The organism is Mucilaginibacter sp. GW821-FHT07G05 (assembly GCF_059418565.1).
This window is the reverse complement of record NZ_JBWKQC010000008.1, coordinates 120,380-139,674: the sequence shown is the minus strand read 5'-3', so window position 1 is coordinate 139,674 and position 19,295 is coordinate 120,380. Positions and strand designations below refer to the sequence as shown.

The 19,295-nt window shown below is 43.7% G+C and carries 18 protein-coding genes; 5 read left to right on the top strand and 13 right to left on the bottom strand.

Translation table 11 applies throughout. The annotated features are described in order from the left end of the window. Positions 1-156 precede the first annotated feature (156 nt). Entirely contained in the window at positions 157-984 is an 828-nt protein-coding gene (purU, locus tag AC07NA_RS19590; protein WP_494899205.1) for a formyltetrahydrofolate deformylase, read from the top strand. On the opposite strand, the gene nhaA is transcribed toward purU, so the two are convergent. Next, positions 985-2,151: a Na+/H+ antiporter NhaA gene (gene nhaA, locus AC07NA_RS19585; RefSeq protein ID WP_494899204.1), complete on the bottom strand. Its 1,167-nt coding sequence runs from the start codon at positions 2,149-2,151 to the stop codon at positions 985-987. It lies immediately after the preceding gene. 171 nt (positions 2,152-2,322) lie between these two features. Here nhaA and dinB point away from each other — a divergent pair, with 171 nt between their 5' ends. Further along, positions 2,323-3,429 (top strand): DNA polymerase IV, encoded by a 1,107-nt coding sequence (dinB, locus tag AC07NA_RS19580; protein WP_494899203.1) that lies wholly within the window; start codon positions 2,323-2,325, stop codon positions 3,427-3,429. Between the two features lie 635 nt (positions 3,430-4,064). On the opposite strand, the gene AC07NA_RS19575 is transcribed toward dinB, so the two are convergent. The 11 genes from AC07NA_RS19575 to AC07NA_RS19525 all read right to left on the bottom strand — a co-directional run bounded on the left by AC07NA_RS19575 (position 4,065) and on the right by AC07NA_RS19525 (position 16,789). Next, positions 4,065-4,802, bottom strand: a complete 738-nt coding sequence (locus AC07NA_RS19575) for a DUF4197 domain-containing protein (RefSeq protein WP_494899202.1) — start codon at positions 4,800-4,802, stop codon at positions 4,065-4,067. A 156-nt stretch (positions 4,803-4,958) separates the two neighbouring features. Beyond that, positions 4,959-5,969 (bottom strand): inorganic phosphate transporter, encoded by a 1,011-nt coding sequence (locus AC07NA_RS19570; RefSeq protein ID WP_345212803.1) that lies wholly within the window; start codon positions 5,967-5,969, stop codon positions 4,959-4,961. A 20-nt stretch (positions 5,970-5,989) separates the two neighbouring features. Beyond that, positions 5,990-6,640: a DUF47 domain-containing protein gene (locus AC07NA_RS19565; RefSeq protein WP_345212804.1), complete on the bottom strand. Its 651-nt coding sequence runs from the start codon at positions 6,638-6,640 to the stop codon at positions 5,990-5,992. A gap of 47 nt (positions 6,641-6,687) precedes the next feature. Continuing rightward, positions 6,688-7,752: a sensor histidine kinase gene (locus tag AC07NA_RS19560; RefSeq protein ID WP_345212805.1), complete on the bottom strand. Its 1,065-nt coding sequence runs from the start codon at positions 7,750-7,752 to the stop codon at positions 6,688-6,690. A gap of 55 nt (positions 7,753-7,807) precedes the next feature. Further along, the gene (locus AC07NA_RS19555) at positions 7,808-8,341 is read right to left on the bottom strand and encodes a YceI family protein (protein WP_494899201.1); all 534 of its coding nucleotides are present in this window, start codon (positions 8,339-8,341) and stop codon (positions 7,808-7,810) included. A 46-nt stretch (positions 8,342-8,387) separates the two neighbouring features. Then, a complete protein-coding gene (locus AC07NA_RS19550; protein WP_494899200.1) occupies positions 8,388-9,686 on the bottom strand; it encodes a M20/M25/M40 family metallo-hydrolase in 1,299 nt (432 codons plus the stop codon). A gap of 7 nt (positions 9,687-9,693) precedes the next feature. Beyond that, positions 9,694-11,571, bottom strand: a complete 1,878-nt coding sequence (locus tag AC07NA_RS19545; protein ID WP_494899199.1) for a M61 family metallopeptidase — start codon at positions 11,569-11,571, stop codon at positions 9,694-9,696. A gap of 95 nt (positions 11,572-11,666) precedes the next feature. Then, complete coding sequence (locus AC07NA_RS19540) at positions 11,667-12,317, bottom strand: HD domain-containing protein (protein ID WP_494899198.1); 651 nt, start codon at positions 12,315-12,317, stop codon at positions 11,667-11,669. 65 nt (positions 12,318-12,382) lie between these two features. Next, positions 12,383-13,246, bottom strand: coding sequence for an AraC family transcriptional regulator (locus AC07NA_RS19535; RefSeq protein ID WP_494899197.1), 864 nt, complete (start codon positions 13,244-13,246; stop codon positions 12,383-12,385). A 77-nt stretch (positions 13,247-13,323) separates the two neighbouring features. Further along, the gene (locus AC07NA_RS19530; RefSeq protein WP_494899196.1) at positions 13,324-14,442 is read right to left on the bottom strand and encodes a DUF4407 domain-containing protein; all 1,119 of its coding nucleotides are present in this window, start codon (positions 14,440-14,442) and stop codon (positions 13,324-13,326) included. Between the two features lie 214 nt (positions 14,443-14,656). Continuing rightward, positions 14,657-16,789, bottom strand: a complete 2,133-nt coding sequence (locus AC07NA_RS19525; protein WP_494899195.1) for an LruC domain-containing protein — start codon at positions 16,787-16,789, stop codon at positions 14,657-14,659. A 354-nt stretch (positions 16,790-17,143) separates the two neighbouring features. Here AC07NA_RS19525 and AC07NA_RS19520 point away from each other — a divergent pair, with 354 nt between their 5' ends. The 3 genes from AC07NA_RS19520 to AC07NA_RS19510 all read left to right on the top strand — a co-directional run bounded on the left by AC07NA_RS19520 (position 17,144) and on the right by AC07NA_RS19510 (position 18,264). Then, the gene (locus AC07NA_RS19520; RefSeq protein ID WP_345212810.1) at positions 17,144-17,458 is read left to right on the top strand and encodes a rhodanese-like domain-containing protein; all 315 of its coding nucleotides are present in this window, start codon (positions 17,144-17,146) and stop codon (positions 17,456-17,458) included. A gap of 3 nt (positions 17,459-17,461) precedes the next feature. Then, positions 17,462-17,668, top strand: a complete 207-nt coding sequence (locus tag AC07NA_RS19515; protein ID WP_345212811.1) for a DUF6358 family protein — start codon at positions 17,462-17,464, stop codon at positions 17,666-17,668. A 182-nt stretch (positions 17,669-17,850) separates the two neighbouring features. Then, positions 17,851-18,264: a DUF695 domain-containing protein gene (locus AC07NA_RS19510; protein ID WP_494899194.1), complete on the top strand. Its 414-nt coding sequence runs from the start codon at positions 17,851-17,853 to the stop codon at positions 18,262-18,264. Here the strand turns inward: AC07NA_RS19510 and AC07NA_RS19505 are convergent. Continuing rightward, positions 18,254-19,264, bottom strand: a complete 1,011-nt coding sequence (locus tag AC07NA_RS19505; RefSeq protein ID WP_494899193.1) for a dipeptide epimerase — start codon at positions 19,262-19,264, stop codon at positions 18,254-18,256. The genes AC07NA_RS19510 and AC07NA_RS19505 overlap by 11 nt on opposite strands. Positions 19,265-19,295: the final 31 nt, after the last annotated feature.

Sequence of the window (19,295 nt, the reverse complement as noted above, 5' to 3'; positions counted from 1 at the left end):
GCAAACACAGGCGATTCTTTATCCCAATTATAGAACTAATGGGGGCATCGGCAACGGTGCCCTTTTTTAATGACTATAATTTTAATCGCTGTAAACCAACAGATCACTTTGAGCATCGGCATCAATTTATAACTTTACGGCAATTTATAATTCAGCATGATCATCGTTATCCAGTGCCGCGACCAGGTGGGTTTAGTGGCTTCCATATCTGCCCTGATGGCTAAACATCAATACAATATTATCTCGCTTGGCGAGCATGTTGATGTTGCCGAAAACCTGTTTTTTATGCGTCTGGAAGTGGCCGGAGATACGGTTAGCCCTGATTTAGAGCAGGAATTGCAAGCCATATTGCCTGCCGATGCTGTGATCAAAATAAACCCACAGCCCGATAAAAAAGTAGTGGTGCTGGTAACCAAAGAGTACCATTGCCTGGCAGATATACTGATCCGTAATTATTTTGGTACGCTGGGGGCTACAGTGCAATGCGTAATTGGTAATTACACCGTGCTGGAAGATATCTGCAAGCGTTTTGATGTGCCCTTTCACCATGTATCGTACGAAACGCAGGACAAGCTGCAAGCCGAACAGCAAATAACCCAACTGGTACAGCAATACGATCCGCATTACATTGTACTGGCCAAATTTATGCGGATCTTGTCGGCAGATTTTAATAAGCATTTCCCGATGCGGATCATCAATATACACCATTCATTCCTGCCTGCTTTTGTTGGCGCAAACCCTTACCGCAAAGCCTTTGAACGTGGTGTAAAACTGATAGGCGCAACGGCACATTTCGTATCCGACGAGCTGGACGAAGGCCCGATCATCGCCCAGCAGATCATCCCCGTAAACCATACCTACACCGCCGCCACCATGATGAACGCCGGCAAAGAAGTAGAAACATCGGTACTGGCACAAGCGCTGAAACTGGTATTTGACGACAGGGTATTTGTGTACAACAATAAAACCGTGATTATAGAATAGCTATTTATTTGCCACCGTTTTTTGTTTTGCGGAATAAGCTTTCAGGCAGATATACCCGGCGGATGCAGCCAAAACAGATGCTACCAATATAGCAAACTTGGCTTCGCTTTGCAGGGCCGGTGTGTTAAACGATAGCAGTGCAATAAATATCGACATAGTAAAACCGATGCCTGCCAGCAAACCCACACCTGCCATGTGTATCCAATTTGCCTGCTCCGGTAGTTTGCTTAATTTCGATTTTACTGCCGCCCAGGCCATTAGTAAAATGCCCAATGATTTGCCCAAAACTAATCCGCAAATTATCCCCAATCCTAATGGGCTAAATAACCCGCCTAACATACCACCCTCATACCGGATATTGGTATTAGCCAGCGCGAATAACGGGATAATTAGAAAATTTACAGGGTTTGATAACTTATGCTCCAGCACGGCTACCGGCTGATAACCCGACCGTGTTTTTACCGGGATAGCCATGGCTGTTAATACCCCCGCCACCGTAGCATGTACACCGGAGTGATGAATAAAATACCAGATGAATACACCCGGTATCAAATAAAAGGCGATATGTTTTATTTGGAACGCGTTAAATATTAGCAACAGCGCAAAAAAGCCTCCTGCATAAAGCAGCTGATCGTAATGGATACCCTGGGAGTAAAAAACAGCGATAACTACTATGGCGCCCAGATCGTCGACAATGGCAAGCGCCGTTAAAAACACCCTTAACGATGCCGGAATAAACTTTTTCAGCACATTTAAAATGGCTATGGCAAAGGCTATGTCGGTAGCCATGGGTATTCCCCAGCCGGCGGATGTAGTGGTGTTTTGGTTCAGTAAAGCGTAAATAACGGCAGGGAACAGCATGCCGCCCAAAGCGCACAACACAGGTAAAGTAGCTTTTTTAATATCTGATAGTTCGCCCTCTACTATTTCCCGTTTAATTTCGAGGCCGGCCATCAAAAAGAATATAGCCATCAGTCCGTCATTGATCCATGCGGAAACAGAAAGTTCGGTACCGGGATGGCTGTTAAGGAGATGATTAAAGGCATTGCCCAAAGATGAATTAGCGATAACCAGCGAGATAATCACACAGCTTAATAAGATGACTCCGCTTGATGATGGATGCTCAATGAAATCAATAGCCCGCTGTAATCGCCGTAATTTAGCCATAGCTGCAAGTTATAAATTTAAGATGGAAACAGGGGATCATGTTCCTGATTTAACTATAAGGAATACGAAGGTTTCCACGGAGTTGCACCACCCCAACATCCGATCCCGGAACCTGAAACCTCGAACCCCAATACCCACAACTCAATACTTCTCCGTAATTTTACATAACCGATGGAGAATGAAAGCACCATTACTTACCGTAAGATCATCCATATTGATATGGACGCGTTTTACGCGTCGGTTGAGCAACGGGATAATCCCGAATTGCGGGGCAAGCCTTTGGTAGTTGGTGGCCCGCCCGAGGGCAGGGGAGGTGTGGTGGCTACTGCGAGTTATGAGGCGCGTAAGTTTGGCATCCGTTCGGCAATGCCCTCAAAAAAGGCTTTGCAGCTTTGTCCGTATGCTTTGTTTGTGAGGCCACGGTTTGCAGTTTACAAAGAAGTGTCGCAAAAGATTAGGGAGATCTTTAGCCGGTATACCGACCTGATAGAGCCGCTATCGCTGGATGAAGCCTATCTTGATGTTACCGATGACAAGCTGAATGTGGGTTCGGCCATTGAAATTGCCAAGCAAATAAAACAGGCCATAAAGGATGAGTTGCAGCTAACGGCTTCCGCAGGGGTATCTGTCAATAAATTTGTGGCCAAAATCGCGTCTGACATTAATAAACCCGATGGTTTGAAATTCATTGGTCCATCGGCTATTGAGGCATTCATGGAGAAACTACCCGTGGAGAAATTTCATGGCGTAGGCAAAGTTACGGCCGATAAGATGAAGCGAATGGGGTTACACACTGGTGCCGATTTAAAAAAGCTCACACAAGATGAACTCACAGGCCGGTTTGGTAAGGTTGGCAAATTTTATTACCAGATAGTGCGTGGTGTAGATGATCGTGCGGTACAGCCTCACCGCGAAACCAAATCGATGGGTGCGGAAGATACTTTCGCTTATGACCTTACCACGGTTGAAGAAATGTACGACGAACTGGATAAAATTGCCCAAACGGTTTACAACCGCCTGCTGAAATACAACCTGAAAGGCCGCACCATAACCCTCAAAATAAAGTACCACGATTTCCGGCAGATCACCCGCAACCAATCTTTTCCATTCCCGGTAGGCGATCTCGAAACTATTGGTAACACTGCGAAGCACCTATTGCTTGCATCTGGTATTGATGATAAACGCATCCGCTTGTTAGGAATCTCGCTATCAAACTTTGGAGAGGCGGCTGTTAAAGTTAAAAGGGATGAAGTGAGTGAACAGTTGAAGCTGTTTTAAGACTTTTTCTTACTCAAACCCATGAAAAACCTGTCATGCTGAGGTACGAAGCATCTGTATACATCAAGCTGTCATCACTATTAAATCAATCGTGTCATTGCGAGGTACGAAGCAATCTCGTCGCGTTTTTCAGCTTCCTAAATAAACCATCGTCAATTGCGAGGTACGAAGCAATCTCTACTTAGGTTTTGCTTGTGATTTCCTCAATGCCAGTCTGCTCATTGCCGCAGCGGCTACTACTTTTGGCTGTGCCCCAAAAGTAGCAAAAGGTCATGTCCAGCAAAAGGCTTCTTTGCCGCACAAGGCCATTCCCCTGCAAAACAGTCAGAACTTAGGGCTGGAACGTTTGCCCCAACGCTCTTTTCCCTCCCCACATGCAACAAGTTCACTATGCCCGCCTTTCCGCTCATGGCCACCAAAGTTCTGCCCGTTTTCGCCCGAAGCTGTTTGCTGACGGCACATTCAACAGGGCAGTTCGTTAGTCTCTCTCGCTGTCGCGGGGTTGCACCCCGTGACCCGGCATGTTGGCAGCTGAAAGCTTACACCATATTTGGTCACGAGTTTAGCTTTGCTAAACTCGTGACAGCATTGCCTATTTTATCTTGTCTCCTGAATCTCTACTCTTGCATCTATCCTTAACCTTTCTTATTCTTATCCGCATAACTAAACACCTTTTGCAATAATGGTGTTGAGCGTGCCGATAGGTTTTGGCGAATGTTCAGTTCTTCTTTGGCTATCTCTACAAACAGGCCTTCAATAGCTTTTTGGGTTACGTAGGCGCTGATGTCGGGGTTAAGTTTGGTGCTAACCAGTGGTACTTTGTTATAGGCGGTAACTACATCGCTGTAGTATTTGGTAGCGTTAACTTTGCTTAAACTGGCTTGTATAACGGGTTTAAATCTTTCGGTGAGCTGGTTAACTGTGGTGCGTTTAAAGTATTCGGTAGCGGCATCTTTATTACCGAATAATATGTTGGTGGCATCTTGCAGGGTAAGCTGTTTTATTGAATTGATGAAGATGGGCTTTGCTTCTTTGGCAGCATCTTCAGCAGCGCGGTTAAGGGATAGTATCACGTTATCGCATAGGCTGTTCAAACCTAAAGAGCGTAATGTTTTTTCAGCTTTTTGTGCTTCGGGCGGAAAAAGTATTTTCACTACCGCGTTCCCAAAGAAACCATCTACTGCCGATAACTGGCCCGAACTTTTGGTGGTGCCTTGCTCCAAAGCCTGTTTAAGGCCCGATGCTATTTCTAAGGCTGATGGGTTGCCCAGTTGTTGCCCGGCAGTTTGTGCTACCTGGTTAAGGGTGTCGCAGCCTGATAGTGGCGCTAACAATAATAATGCGGCGGGGATTAGTAAAAATGCTTTTTTCATATGTAGTTTAAACCTTTATAAAGGTAAATGGTTTAGCGTTCATCTCGAAATACTTACTGTAACATGCCCGCTATAAGTATATTTTGAAACGGGATAAAAACAAAAAATCCCGGTTTTACTGGCCGGGATAATATATTGTGAATTGATTCAATATTGTTAAGCGAATACGCGGAACAGCGAATAAACCCCCGCGGCTATCAAGGCCGAAATAGGTATGGTGATGATCCATGCCCAAACCAAGTTAATGGTTACACCCCAGCGTACAGCCGATACACGTTTAGTTAAGCCCACACCGATAATTGAACCGGTAATGGTGTGCGTAGTTGAAACCGGTATACCCAAACGTTCGGTGATAAACAATGTTACGGCACCCGCGGTTTCGGCACTTACACCTTCAAGCGGGGTTACCTTGGTAATTTTGGTACCCATGGTTTTAACGATCTTCCAACCGCCCGACATGGTACCTAAAGCGATAGCGCTGTAACAGGTAAGCGGGATCCACTCCGGCATTGGCATACCATCGGTAATAACGTTGGTAGTTACCAACGATACGTAGATGATACCCATTACCTTTTGCGCGTCGTTACCACCGTGTGCAAAGCTTAGCGCGGCTGATGATACCAACTGACCTCTTTTAAACCAACGTTCGGCAGTAGAGGGCTTGGCATTTTTACACAGGTGTAATATGAGTATGGTAATAATATAAGCGATAAATAAACCAATGAACGGCGCCAATACAATGTAGGATATGATCTGGATAACATAATCCATTTTAACAGCGCTTAACATATTATGACCCATGTATAAGGCGTTGGTCATACCGGCACCGGCAAACCCGCCGATAAGCGTGTGCGACGAGCTGGATGGGATACCGAACCACCAGGTAATTAAGTTCCAGGTGATGGCCGCAATTAAACCGGCCATAATTACATGGATGGTTACATAATCGTGCAATACAATTTTGGCAATGGTATTGGCTACTTTGTGATCTTTAATAACAAAGAAAGCCAGAAAGTTAAAGGCTGCTGCCCATAACACGGCCTGAAAAGGCGTAAGTACTTTTGTTGATACGATGGTAGCGATAGAGTTGGCGGCATCATGAAAACCATTGATGAAATCGAAAATGATTGCCAGAACTATTACTACAACAAGCAGGGAAGTAACCATGTGTGGTGGTATAAAGGAAGTTACGCGTTTTTAACTAAAATTGATTCCATTACGTTGGCGGCATCCTCGCACATATCTGTCGCGGTTTCAAGCGCGGCATATATCTCTTTGTATTTTATCAGTTGGATAGCGTCTTTCTCGTACAGGAACAGGTCGGCAACGGCGCGGTCAAATACATAATCGGCCTGGTTTTCCACACTGTTTATCCTGATGCATGAATCAGCTATGTTACGTACGTTTTTAAGGTCTTTCAGTTCCCTTACGGCTTTTTCAAGGTCGATGCTGGCCTGTAATATCAGTTCAGATAATTTGCTGATATGATCGTTAGGGGCGTCAATACGGTAAAGGCTCATACGGTTAGCGGCACCGTGTATATAATCGGCTACGTCATCAATAGCGGTTGCCAGTGCGTGTATATCTTCTCTGTCGAAAGGAGTAATAAAGTTCTTGCCAAGCTCCAGGTAAATCTGGTGGGTTATTTCGTCGCCTTTGTTCTCTAACTTATCAATTTGCTTAAAAAGCTCCTCTTTAGTAGCAACATTGTTTAGGTTAACTGCCTCTACTAAAATGGTTGCCATTGCTACCACATTGTTTGAAGCCTGCTCGAATAATGGAAAGAAAACCTTTTTATCTTTAGGTACAAAGTATTGAAATATACTGTTTAATGACATCGTAATCGTATTTCCGACAAAGGTAACTTTGCAATGTTAAGTTAATGTTAACTTTTTAGCGTTGGTAAACTCGGGAAGGGCAAATTCTGCTTAGCTTTTTGCAATGTGAAGCCAAAGGTTGAACCTAATCCTTCGGTGCTGCGCACGTTGATGGTTTGCTGGTGCGCCTCTATAATGTGCTTAACAATGGCCAGTCCTAAGCCCGAGCCACCGATCTGCCTTGAACGGCTGGTATCGGTACGGAAAAAGCGCTCAAATAATCGCGGCAAAAATTTCTCTTCAATGCCGATACCATCATCCGTAATTTCTACCAGTACCTGCTCGTGCAGGTCGAACAAGCTTACGGCCGTGTTGCCGCCTTCTTTGCCGTATTTTAAGGAGTTATCTATCAGGTTGATGAGCACCTGGCTTATCTTCTGCCTGTCGGCATATACCAATATGGAGTCGTCGTATTTTTGCTTGAATATCAGCTTGATGTGGTGTTGCTTAGCTTTCATCTCCGATGCCTCGATCACCTCGCGCAGCAGATCGTTGATCTTAAACTTAGAGTAATTGATCGGTATCTCGCCCGATTCCAGTTTAGAAATTTCGTCAAGGTCTTTGATCAAATAGCTCAACCTGTCAACATTGCGGGCTGCCTTTTGTAGGAACTGGCGGGCCATATCCTTGTCCTCCAGGTCATCATCCTGTATGGCATCAATATATCCCTGTATGGCAAACAGCGGGGTTTTAAACTCGTGCGATATGTTCGACAGGAAATCGCGGCGGAACTTCTCCTGTTTGCGCAGCTCGTTGATCTCGTCCTTTTTTTGCGCTGCCCATTCTTTTACCTCGTGCTCCACATCGTTAATGGGGTCGGCGCTTACGTGTTCGCCAAGGGCATCGCGCAGGTCGCGGCCCAGTTTAAGGTTGTGTATCAGTTTGTAGATCAGTTTTATCTTCGAGTAGATATACTTCTCTATCAGGTAATAAAATATCAGGAAGCTGATAATAAGCGCCACCGAAAAGGTAACGATCACAGCATGCCAGTTATGTTGAAAATAGTAGTTGGCAACAGATAAGGTAACAGCAACGGCAAAGGCGTTGATAAAAACAAGTACACGCAGTTTCATACCGTAAAGTTAACCTTTAGAGGGTATTAGTTATCAACTAAACTTTATGAAATTGTTATTTAGTAATATCCGCCTCAATAAAAACGGTTACCTCGTCGCTTAGTACCATGCTGCTGCCGCCTACGTTAAAATCGTTACGGTTTATTTTAAAGTTACCTTTAAAACTGGCTGTGTTGCCTGTTTCGATATAAGTGAATGGTACATCAACCGCTTTGGTTTTGCCTTTTATGGTAAGGTTAAATTTCGACTTGAAGTTATTACCACTCTTTTGCTGAAACGAAACCGATTTTAAGGTAATGGTTGCATAATGCGCCACATCAAAAAACTTCTCGCTGCGCAGGTGTTCGTCGCGTTTGGTGTTTTCGGTATTGATGGAGTTGGCATCTATCGATGCTTCGATGCTGCTGGTGGACAATTGTGCCGGGGTGAATTTTATGTCGGCCTGTAAGCCGCTAAATTTACCCTCGGTAGTAATGCCCATATTTTTTACTTCGTACCTAACTACCTGGCGGGTTATAGTAGTTTTGGTTTGCGCGTACGCTGATGACATAATGAACGCGCAAACCAATAAGAAACCAAATCTTTTCATGCTCAATTAACGGTAATAAAAACGTTTTTATATAAATAGCTTCCTCTTATTTTTCTTTAGCGATGCGTGTAGGCGTGTCCTTGCCGCCTACTATAGTGCGCGAGCTTAAAGCGATAGCTCTAATGGTTGAGGTAATGTTGCCTGCATCCAGCGAGCTGAACTCATCTTTTACTGTGTGATATAATTTATCGCTGTCTATCTGGTCTGTTGAAATACTGTGTGCCGGTACTCCTAAACGAGCCAGTGTGGCATTATCGCTGCGGTAAAAAAGCTCCTGCTCTGGGTACGGATCCGGGTGAAACTGGAACACGGTACCTTTCAAGTTCTTTTGCAAAATGGTACCGAAGTTAGACCTTTCGTAACCGGTAATAAATGCCGAGTTGGTGCCGAATTTTGAAGCCTTACCAATCATTTCAATATTGAACATGGCTACAGTTTTTTCAGGATCAACCTTCTCCGAAAAATAATGTGAACCGTAACCGCCAATCTCTTCGGCTGTAAAGGCAACGAAAATTAAGGTGCGGGCGTTGTTGTTTAGCTTTTTGTAATACCTGGCTAATGAAATAACCGCCGTGGTGCCCGATGCATCATCGTCTGCACCGTTGGCTATGCTGTCGCCATCCATTGGTTTAATAATACCAAGGTGATCATAATGGCCCGAAAAGATCACAAACTCTTTAGGTTTGGTTTTACCTTTTAACACACCAACAACATTGGCCAAAGGCAGTTCTTCGGTTTTGCTTTCGTAAGTTACAGTGTAATTCTTTACTTCATCGTACTTACCCAATATAAAAACAAGGGCTTGTTTTTCGCTGCCTTTTGCTACAAGTTGACCGTCGGCCGAGCGCTGTTTTATCCGTTTAAATATAGCATGGAATGAAGTATCAACAATGATGATCATTTTTTTGCCGCTCTCTATATATTTAAAATACTCTTCCCTGAAGTTGGCTCCTGCTGGAATTTTTGCGACCTCCGCGCCGCTGTTGCTATCCCATGTAAAGGAAGCCCCGGCAGATACAAATGCCGAATCGGGAGATAATTCAGTCCCGTTAATGTTCACTGTTGATTTTAACGGTGTTGAACGGTTAATGCTGAAGCTTTGCAGGTAACCTTTATTGCCCGTTAATGGCGTAAGGCCTATCTGCTTAAACTCATTAGCTATAAATTTGGCTGCTTTTTCAATGCCCGGTGTAAATGTACCGCGGCCCTGCATGTCATCGGCCGAAAGGGTTTTGATAATCCGTTCCACATCGGCACGTTTTATTAGCTTGTTAACATTTTGCCCGAAGGTGTTAACCGATAAGGCAACTAATGCCGAAGCGGCTATAATATGTTTTATATTCATGATAGTATTATTTAACTTTTGATTGTAACCAGTTATTACGGAAAGCTTCCTGGTCTGCTGTTAATGTTTTGCCCGCCTTTTCAAACGGCACGACTTCAAAATACGGGTTTTCTTCTAACACGATAGTGGTTTGATGATCGCCTGTACGGTTCTTATAATTCACTACGATCTTATCGCCCGGTTTTTTAGTCGCTACGATATCGTTAAACTCTTTTTGTGTTTTTATACTCTTGCCATCTGTCTTCAATATCACATCACCGGCATCTATACCTGCTTTGTAGATAGGCGTACCTTGTACGGTGCTCGTCGCTATGAACAAACCGCTATCGGCCACTGCCGAATGTGCCTGCCCTGCACGGCTGCGGCCAAAATTGTTAAACAGCGGCCCGGCCCACGCCGCGCCCGGTTTTGCCTTTTGCATAGCAAAGCCCGCGTTGGCCAGTAACGGCACGTAATTGTTCTTCTCGAACCCGTAAATATACTGCTTGAAGAAATCCGACGCGAAGCCCGGTTCTTTGGTGAGTTGTGCCAGCGCAAGTTGCAGCATTGGTATGGTATAAGCTCTCTCTTTTTTGCCGTATAGTTGCCAAACCTTGCGCATATAATCATCAAGGGTAAGGTTAAACTCGCTGCGCAAACGAAGATCGAGCGCTAAGGCAGTTGCGCCGCCATATACATAATACGAGGTGAAAATGTTGGGGTTATTATTGGCATCAATAGATACACCTGCATCGGCAAATACCGCGTAGCGGCTCATTTGGGCCGGTGAATATTTAGCCGCGGCAGGCGTGTTCATTACCGAATTAACCAAACCGGCTAATACTTTGCCATAAGCTTCATCATCATAAAAACCGGCACGGCGCAGCAGCATTTCGCCATAGTATTGCGTAAAGCCCTCGGCAAACCAAAGTTCGGCACTTACGTTGGAGTGCTCAAAGTTGAATGGCTCTAATGATTTTGGGCGGATGCGCTCCACATTCCAGCTGTGAAAGTATTCGTGCGAGAAGGTACTCAGTACATCAACCTCGTTACCGCCAATTTTATCAATAGGATCGGTAATAATGGTGGAGTTGCGGTGCTCCATGCCATCGCCGTTTACGGTAGGGTGTACGTTGTTGATGAAGGTATATTCACCATAATCGTAATTTGGCAGTTCGCCGTACACCGCTTTTTCTTCCTGTACTACCTTTTGCACCATTTTGGCGAAGTTATCTACCACCTGCTGACTATCATCGGAATATACATGCAGGTTAACCTTTTGCCTTTTACCATCAGGGTTTACCACCTCCCACGATGCCGATTTAAAGTTCGACAACTCGGTAGGGCTATCCATCATGTATTGCAGATTGGGCGCGCTGTATACGTTATCGCCCTCGTTCTTTAACTGGGTTGATACCTTCCAGCCGTATTTTTCAATACCGTTGAACTTGAATTTTACAGGCCTTTTGTCGAGCCCTGCTACCCACATAAAACTGGCGGGCATATTCAGGTGCGCCTGCCCAGCATCAATACCGGCATAAGTGCCATCAACCCAATTACCAAACAGCGTATAGCTAATGTTTACGGTTGAGGGGTGCATGGCAACTTCGTACACATCGCCCTCAATTTGCTTAAGAGGAAGTTCGGTGCCTTTATCGGTAAATGCCTTTACGTTGTATATGTTTTTGCCAAATTCATGCGTGGCGTAACGCCCCGGCGAAGAACGGCTCATGCGAAAACGCATTGGTCCGGCAGGTGCCTGCGGTACGGTAATTACAATCTCGGCCTCGTGGTGTACCGCGTTTGGGAACGATACATTATAATATACAGGGGCTTGCGATCTTTTTTGCGCGAATAAAACGGATGTGCCTATACAGGCCACCGCCACTAATAGAAGTTTTTTCATGAGAACCAGTTAACAGGCTGAAATTACTATAATTTTTCAATAGCGGTAAAAAGCGCCCGCCTGTTAACCGATTATTATTGTAAAATATCTATTGCTTATTCGCTCCACGGCGAATGCAGTATACAATCGCAGAAGTTTTTACGGTGAAAATTGGGGATCATAAAAGCACATACATCAGCCTTAATATTACCAAAAGTAGTTTCGGTTTTATGCTCGAAGCCCGAGAAGAATGTAGGGATGATGTTCTTTTTAAAGTTGTTGCGCGGGAATGCGCTGATGATCTCTTCGCGGTTTTCGGTGCTAAGGTTTTCGTAACCTTCGCCCATTACATCTAAACCAACGCCCGAATACATTAAGGCTACTTCGTTTTCTTTATACTCGGCAATGCCAATGGTTGTATGTAGTGCAATGGTATCCCACACCAATTGCAACGATTCTTTAGGCAAGCCATGGCTTTTCAGAAAGTCGCGGGCTGCATTTGCGCCATCAACTTCAAAGCGTTTATCGGGGCTGCTATAATGTGGCACCAAACCCAGGTCGTGAAATACGGAGCTTACGTAAAGCAACTCGGCATCATACGGCAGGTTGTTACGCTGCCCGTTGAGCGACGAGAAAAGAAATACTCTTAACGAATGATTATATATAAATTCGGTACCGTGGGTTAATAAAAGGTCGGTGGCCTGTGTGGCTATAGCACTGTCAGGAATGGTGATACCGGCTACTGATTTTAATTTGTTAATTGCCATAATATTATTGTTTGCAAGCAAAGCTATGGCTAAAACAGCGCGCGATAAATGTTAATAACGGTTAATCAGATGCCAATATTTACAAAGTGCGAACGATAATCATTTGGCGAAACAAGGGTGATTTTTTTAAAAAAGTGACTAAACTGGTAGGGGTTTTGAAAGTTAAGCTGAAGGGCTATCTCCTTAACCGGCTTTGATGAAAATTGCAATGAACGCTTGGCTTCGGCAATGAGCTGACCGTTAATAATATCTTTGGCTCCCTTGCCGCTGCAACGTTTGCACACGTCGGATAGTTTGCGCGGGCTGATACCTAACTGTGCAGCAAAATCGGCAACCTCATGAGTATGATGATACTGGTTACTCACCATTTCTATAAATTGGCGGTAAAGCTGGTTTTCGTAGGTATCATACCCCTTAATTAACGAAGCGTTAATATTAGCTATCTTGATCATGATGATCTTTAAATAAGCTGCAAGCGCATCCAATTGATTGATATAAACCGGTTTGCAAAATTCCAGGCTAAGTTGCCTGAAAAGCATATCAAGCTCGGTAAGTTCAGCCTGTGCCAGCGGAATATTTTGATTGGCAGCGGCATTATTAAATAATACAGCTTTGCAATTACTGGCGCTGGCCGGTGTTTTTTCCCAAAAACAATCGCCAAAGCAAAGTTCGTGAGTGGTTAAGGTAGTGCCGGGGAGAAAGGAGTATACCTGCCCTTTAGCTAACAAAAATAATTCACTGCCGGTTATGGGGTGTGTATGATCATCAACCTGTATAGTCCCACTGCCGCTTTGTATTAAAAAGATACGATGATAGTTTGCCCGTTTTAGTAACTGATCTGTATATGCCTCTTGCTCAAAATATTGGATAGAAAAAGAATCCTTTATTTCCTGATCAACCAATGTAGTTAATAGCAAGTTTGCAGCCATCGTATCTTAAATAATGCAGGCATAATATTCCCTTTTGTGTAAGAATGTGTGCGCTAAGTTACAATTTTGTGCAAACATTAATCATAGCTATGCCTGCCCAGGTCATACTCTGCCTGGCCGGTAATCATTTGCTTTCGCTTGTTTACATCGGCATCAAGATGGTGATCGTATACGTTATCGGTAACGGCAATATCACGATCCTTATCCTTTTCGGCATGGTAAATATTGGCCTCTGCAATTTTGGCGATAGCTGTATCATAAGGCCCTTTGGGCGACATTAGTTTTACAAATACCGGCAAGCACTCAAACAAAATGAACAGGTAGCCTATGAACGCTATGGCAAGATAAGTATCCAGGTCGCGCGTGCCGTTTTCATTGTATGATAGCTGCCCCAAAGCCCAGTTACGGTCGGAGAAACCGGCAACGCTGCTGAGGCTGTCCAGTTGTTTTTCGGAAAAAAGGCGGGTGCTATTGAGTCCTTCGTAATCTTTACGGGCGCTGAGGTATTGGTCCATCTGCCCTAAATTATCGGTAACGGTTTTCAGGCGGGCCTGCTTTTCTTCTAATACCGCCTGCTTTTGCTTGGCATAAGTGCCGTAGCCTGAAATACCCGAAGTTTGATTGGTTTTATCACCAAAAACCTCCTGGTTAAGCTGGTAACGCGAGCGGTTAATATCCTTCTCTAAAGAATCCTTCTCCTTTTTCAGCTCTCCATTTTTACCCAGCTCCATAGCGTATTTTTGCTGATAGGTTTTTTGCAGGGTATCAATTTTACGGTGCTGACCTTTCAGGTAAGATGTTTTTAACTTCTGGCGTATTTCTTTATCAAATATCTTGAGTTCGAGCGGGCGCGATATCACAACACCTATCATAATAGCCAGTAAAATACGCGGCGATGCCTGTAAGATCTGCTGGTTGGTGCTGCCTTCTTTATTTATGCTTGATACGATGTACCTGTCCATATTAAAAATGGCGGTGCCCCACAGCAAGCCGAACAGTATGGCAAAGCCAACCGCAAAAGCACTGCCGCTAAACACGAAATACATAGCATAACCGCCGGAAAGGGCTGCAAATAAGGCGGTAAAGAATATGGTGGCGCCTATGCCAACATACTTATTATGTTCAATAGGGTACTTTTTTAGGGTATCAATATGCGCTCCTGAACAAAACCAGAAAAAGCGGGTAATTTTCTTCATCAATAATTAAAATTACTTTAACTACTATAAAACGCCTTTACTGCCTGATTGTTACAGCACAAAAGGTCAAATATTTGCAATTGGCCTTAAAGGGTCATCATTATAAGGTTTGCTATGTCGGTGCCGGAATATTTCAAGGTAATCACGCAGGCAACATTAAAACAAAAAACGGCTTCGCAATTATTCCAAAAGCCGTTTTGAGTTGCTTTAATATTTATTTATTGTAAATATTACTTTCGTTACGATAGCCGCTTTCTAAATTATCATACCAATCGGCAAACATGTTGCCACCGGAACTTGCCCATTGTTTGAAATGTAAGTAAGCGTCGGCTATATCAACATTTTCGAGTGGGTAATCAAACTTCCATCTGAATTTTATAGCCCATGGTCCGTTCTCTTTCGATAAGTAATATCTCCTTGCCAAAGTATCAGTATTATCATCTCCTGTTTTAAATAAGTTCGCATTAACTTTATCTGTTGGTTTTGTACCCGGTAAGTGTATTTCATAACCGCGGCGAAGATTGCTGATAAGGAATGGGTTAAATGGTGCTATTCCAAGATAGGCATTAGATAAAGGCGTAATAAATTGTATTTTTATCCTTGCTGTATCGCTAACCATTTTAGGTTTTGAATCGAGTGTGTTCACAAAATAAGCATAGCCCGGGTTATGAATAAGCGCGTCCTGGTTATCAAACGGAATGATAACAGCGTAGCTTTGTTCTGCTTCAACTCCGTTAGGGGCTAATTTTATATAATTGCTTATTAATTTTTGCCCGGTTACTGATTTTACACGGTCAGGAGTAATAGGTAATACAACGCCAAAGCCGTTTTTAAAAGACGCGCCTGCAGCTTTAATTATAAATTCGCCTGTTAATTTAACTACTTCGTTATTAGCGTTTCTATAAAATATATAATGCTGACCAACTACAAGGTCATTCATGTCATAATCGCCTTTTTGAGGCCAGTTATCTTCAAATGCTATATTGGCAAATGAAAATTCGGGATACTCAGTTACGTATGCCAGTGTCGGATCGTCAGCAAACCAATCTAACTGATCTATCACCCCGTCACCATCCCTGTCATCTGCCGAGTCGAGTTCCGGAACATTGGTGGGGTTAATTGCGCCTTTTTGGGATGTGCTTGCCAATATTACAAGATCCTCAAAGTCTTCATCCGATTGATAGCCCTCCGGGTTTGCAGAAGGGTTTTCCATGTTAAGATCTTCAAAGCCCAATACAAATAGTTTACGGGTTTTATTATACAGCATTACCATGTGCCTGTTCTTTACCTTTTCCGGATTGAACTTTGGCTCTGAGTAATATTTTGTATTGCCCGTAGCAATGCCGGTACCTGTCCAGCCATCTTGTATCAGCACAAAAGCTATTGATGTTCCTGGATCAAAATAACCAATATTTACTTTGTCGCCGGTTTTTAAACCTCCTAACGATCCATTTAATGAAGCATTCGGAAAAACATAAGTTAGTTTGCTTATTGAATTGGCTGTATTGCCTGCTCCTTGTTTGGGTGGGTTATTTGTTGGATAGGTATAATAAGCCAGCGTATTTCTGTAGCCCGCGGTTTCCGAAATAAAAGTTATATACACATTGGTTGGAGCTGTCACGTTTAGTGTTGAAACCACGTTGTTGCTTAAATATTCCGGATGTGTTTCATAAACAGATTTAACCGGTGATAGCGCCCCGTTAATTGCTTTCAAGAGCGTTCCATCAATACTATATATGCCGTCGGCCGTTGCATCGCTGGGGGAAAGAAGATATGCCGGAACACCTAAAGCAAACGGAAAAGTACTATTATTAACAATAGCCCTGTCAGGTAAATAACCCATAGGATAAACATATTGTGTACCTGTCTCATTATTTTGTAATGAGTTAATACGCGCAGTTTTATTACCAATGGTATACGTTTCCGGTATGATATTGCCATCATAACCTTGCGGACCACCAATAATTGCTGTAATATTATTATTGGTAATAGCTGCCTGGGCGTTATGCATTAAACCAATATATGCAGGATCGATAATTACCTTATTAAGATAAGTTGGTACAGAAAATTTACCTGAGAGTACACCCTGTTTATCTGTGAGGCCTTTGTAAATAGCGTTCTTTGTATTTTTAGGGTCGTAAATACTCACCAAAACACCCGACAGGGGCTCGTTACTGGTTGTTTTTAAACTGAGATTTAAACTGACATCCTTAGTAGTACTGTATGTAAAACCATCGGGCGCCATTTTATTGATGTTTTCGGCTGAGCCTTTAGTGGGTGAATGATCTTTTTTACAGGATACAAATGCAGTCGAGGCTAAAAGCAGGCAGGTAAATATTTTTTTCATATAAATGTTCTATGTAACAAGTGTTTAGTCAGGCCGCGATGTGCAAAAACAAAGCCACATATATAATTGTCGTTAAAATTGGGTTATTGCCTATTAAGCAAAAATATGGGGGAGCATCATTAGAGGAAAAGCTTGCTCAATTATCCCCGATTCCTCAATTTGGGGTACGGGAATTACCGGAGACTAAAGCAATTGAAGTATGTAGGCGATAAAGGAAATGGCTGTGGTGTAGTTATTTGTATAACGGTGTAGTCATAAACATTTAATGCTATTGTAAATATTTATTGGCCACAATAGCCATTTTGATTGTTTGCTATATAAAAAACATACATTTGAAAATTAAATAATTATACCATGAACGAGATTACCGTACAGGAATTAAAAGAAAAGCTTGACAGGGGCGAAGATTTCCAGCTGATAGATGTAAGGGAAGATTTTGAATACGAAACATCAAACATTGGCGGTCAGCATATACCATTGGGTGGTATTTTAATTGAGAAAGATAAATTATACAAAGATAAACCGGTAGTTATTATGTGCCGCAGCGGCAAACGCAGCGCGGTAGCGGTAGCGCAATTAGAGCAGCAGGGTTTTACCAACCTGTACAACCTGCAAGGTGGTATATTAGCCTGGCAAGCCGAAATTGACCCGGATATACAAGTGTACTAAGCCATGGGTAAAAAGATTGCACTTAACGTACTGTACAACGTAGGTATAGTAATAGCTATTATTATAGGTTACTGGGGCGTTGAACATGGCCGTTACGAATTTTTACTGGGCGCGATATTTATTGGCGGGGTGTTTATAGCCCTCAAAATAAGGCTGCGTAAAGAGGTAAAAGAGCTGATAGATCAGCACAGAAATAACTCGAAAAATTAAGCTTGCCATATTCCGGCCTTACGAAGTTTTCAAAACTTCGTAAGGCTTTGGCCGAGATACCAACGCTGGTCACCCTGAGCTTGTCGAAGGTGCGTGCGAAGGCCTTTCCGCGCGATCCTTCGACAAGCTCAGGATGACCACCCCTATAGTAACCCAATAACAACCATTCCCCAACACTCACGATGGACTATAACGATACCCCCTTTAAATCCTACGAATTTGAATTTGACGGCTACCCGGCATTTGCTATAATCAACTCAACGCTCGATGGCTTTGATAACAAGGCGGCCTATCCGGTATCGGTTTTTATAGGCATTGAACCCGAACAGGTAGATGAGAACGGGCACCCAAGCGACGCGGAATACGAGTATCTGGAAGCAATAGAATCCGGGTTGTTAGAGAAGTTAAAACCGTACGACGTGATCTATGTAGGGCATACCACTATACCTCAGCGCCGCGAAATTATATTTTACATCCCCGACGATGAAGCGCTTGGTGCCTTTTTTGAAGAATGGGGAACTACCACCGGCAGACTTACCGATGTTGACATTGAAGAGGATGCCGATTGGGAGAATATACAGGCTTTTATAGATTAATACCCAAGCCCGGTTCGCTGTTCAACATCCACCTGCCATTTTCAAAGCCGGGTTGCCGGTAAGGGTTATTCATTGTTAAAAACGGTCCATCCAAATCGGCCCAGTCGCATTGCGGGGCGAGGGCTGCCGCGGCGAGGGTAGCGCAACTGGTTTCGCTCATGCAGCCTATCAGTATTTTCAGGTTCAGTTCGCGGGCTTTTTGTATCATCAGCCCGGCCTCATACATTCCTGCCGATTTCATTAGTTTTATATTGATACCGTGGTAAACACCGTGGGTTTTCGCTACGTCGTCCAGCCGCTGCACGGCTTCGTCGCCAATAATGGGGATCGGGCTGCGTTCGGTAAGCCAGGCATTACCGTCAATATCGGCCTTGTCCATAGGTTGTTCTACCAGTTGTACATCTTGCTCATGCAGCCAATGCAATAAGTCGAGGCTTTGGTGGCGATCCGTCCAACCCTGGTTGGCATCGGCATAAAGCGGGGTGTCAGTTACCGAACGTATGGTACTGATCAGCTCTTTATCGGCATCGCGGCCCAGCTTTACTTTTATTACCTTAAAACCTTCGGCCTCTTTTACCTTTTGTCGTATCATTTCGGGCGTATCCATACCAATGGTATAGCTGGTTACGGGCATTTTTGAAGGATCACTGCCCAGCAATTGCCAGCAGGGTTGTTGTTTGATCTTTCCATCCAGATCATGCAGCGCAATATCGATGGCCGCTTTTATGGCCGGGTTGCCTGTGGCAAGGCTATCCAGATAGGTAATGATTTCCGCAAAATTGAAAGGGTAAGTAAACCGGCTTACATCAACCTTGTTTAAAAACGCTGAGGCACTTTCGTGACTTTCGCCCATATAGGGCACCATAGATGCTTCGCCATAACCTATATAGCCCTCGTGTTCAAGCTGTACCAGCGTTAGGGGCGTGGATGTGCGGGTGAAGCGAGCTATGGTAAAAGGGTGCTTCAGTTGCAGGTGATATGGCTGGTAAGTCAGTTGCATGTTATAAAATCAAAGCTAAAAGTTTCCAATC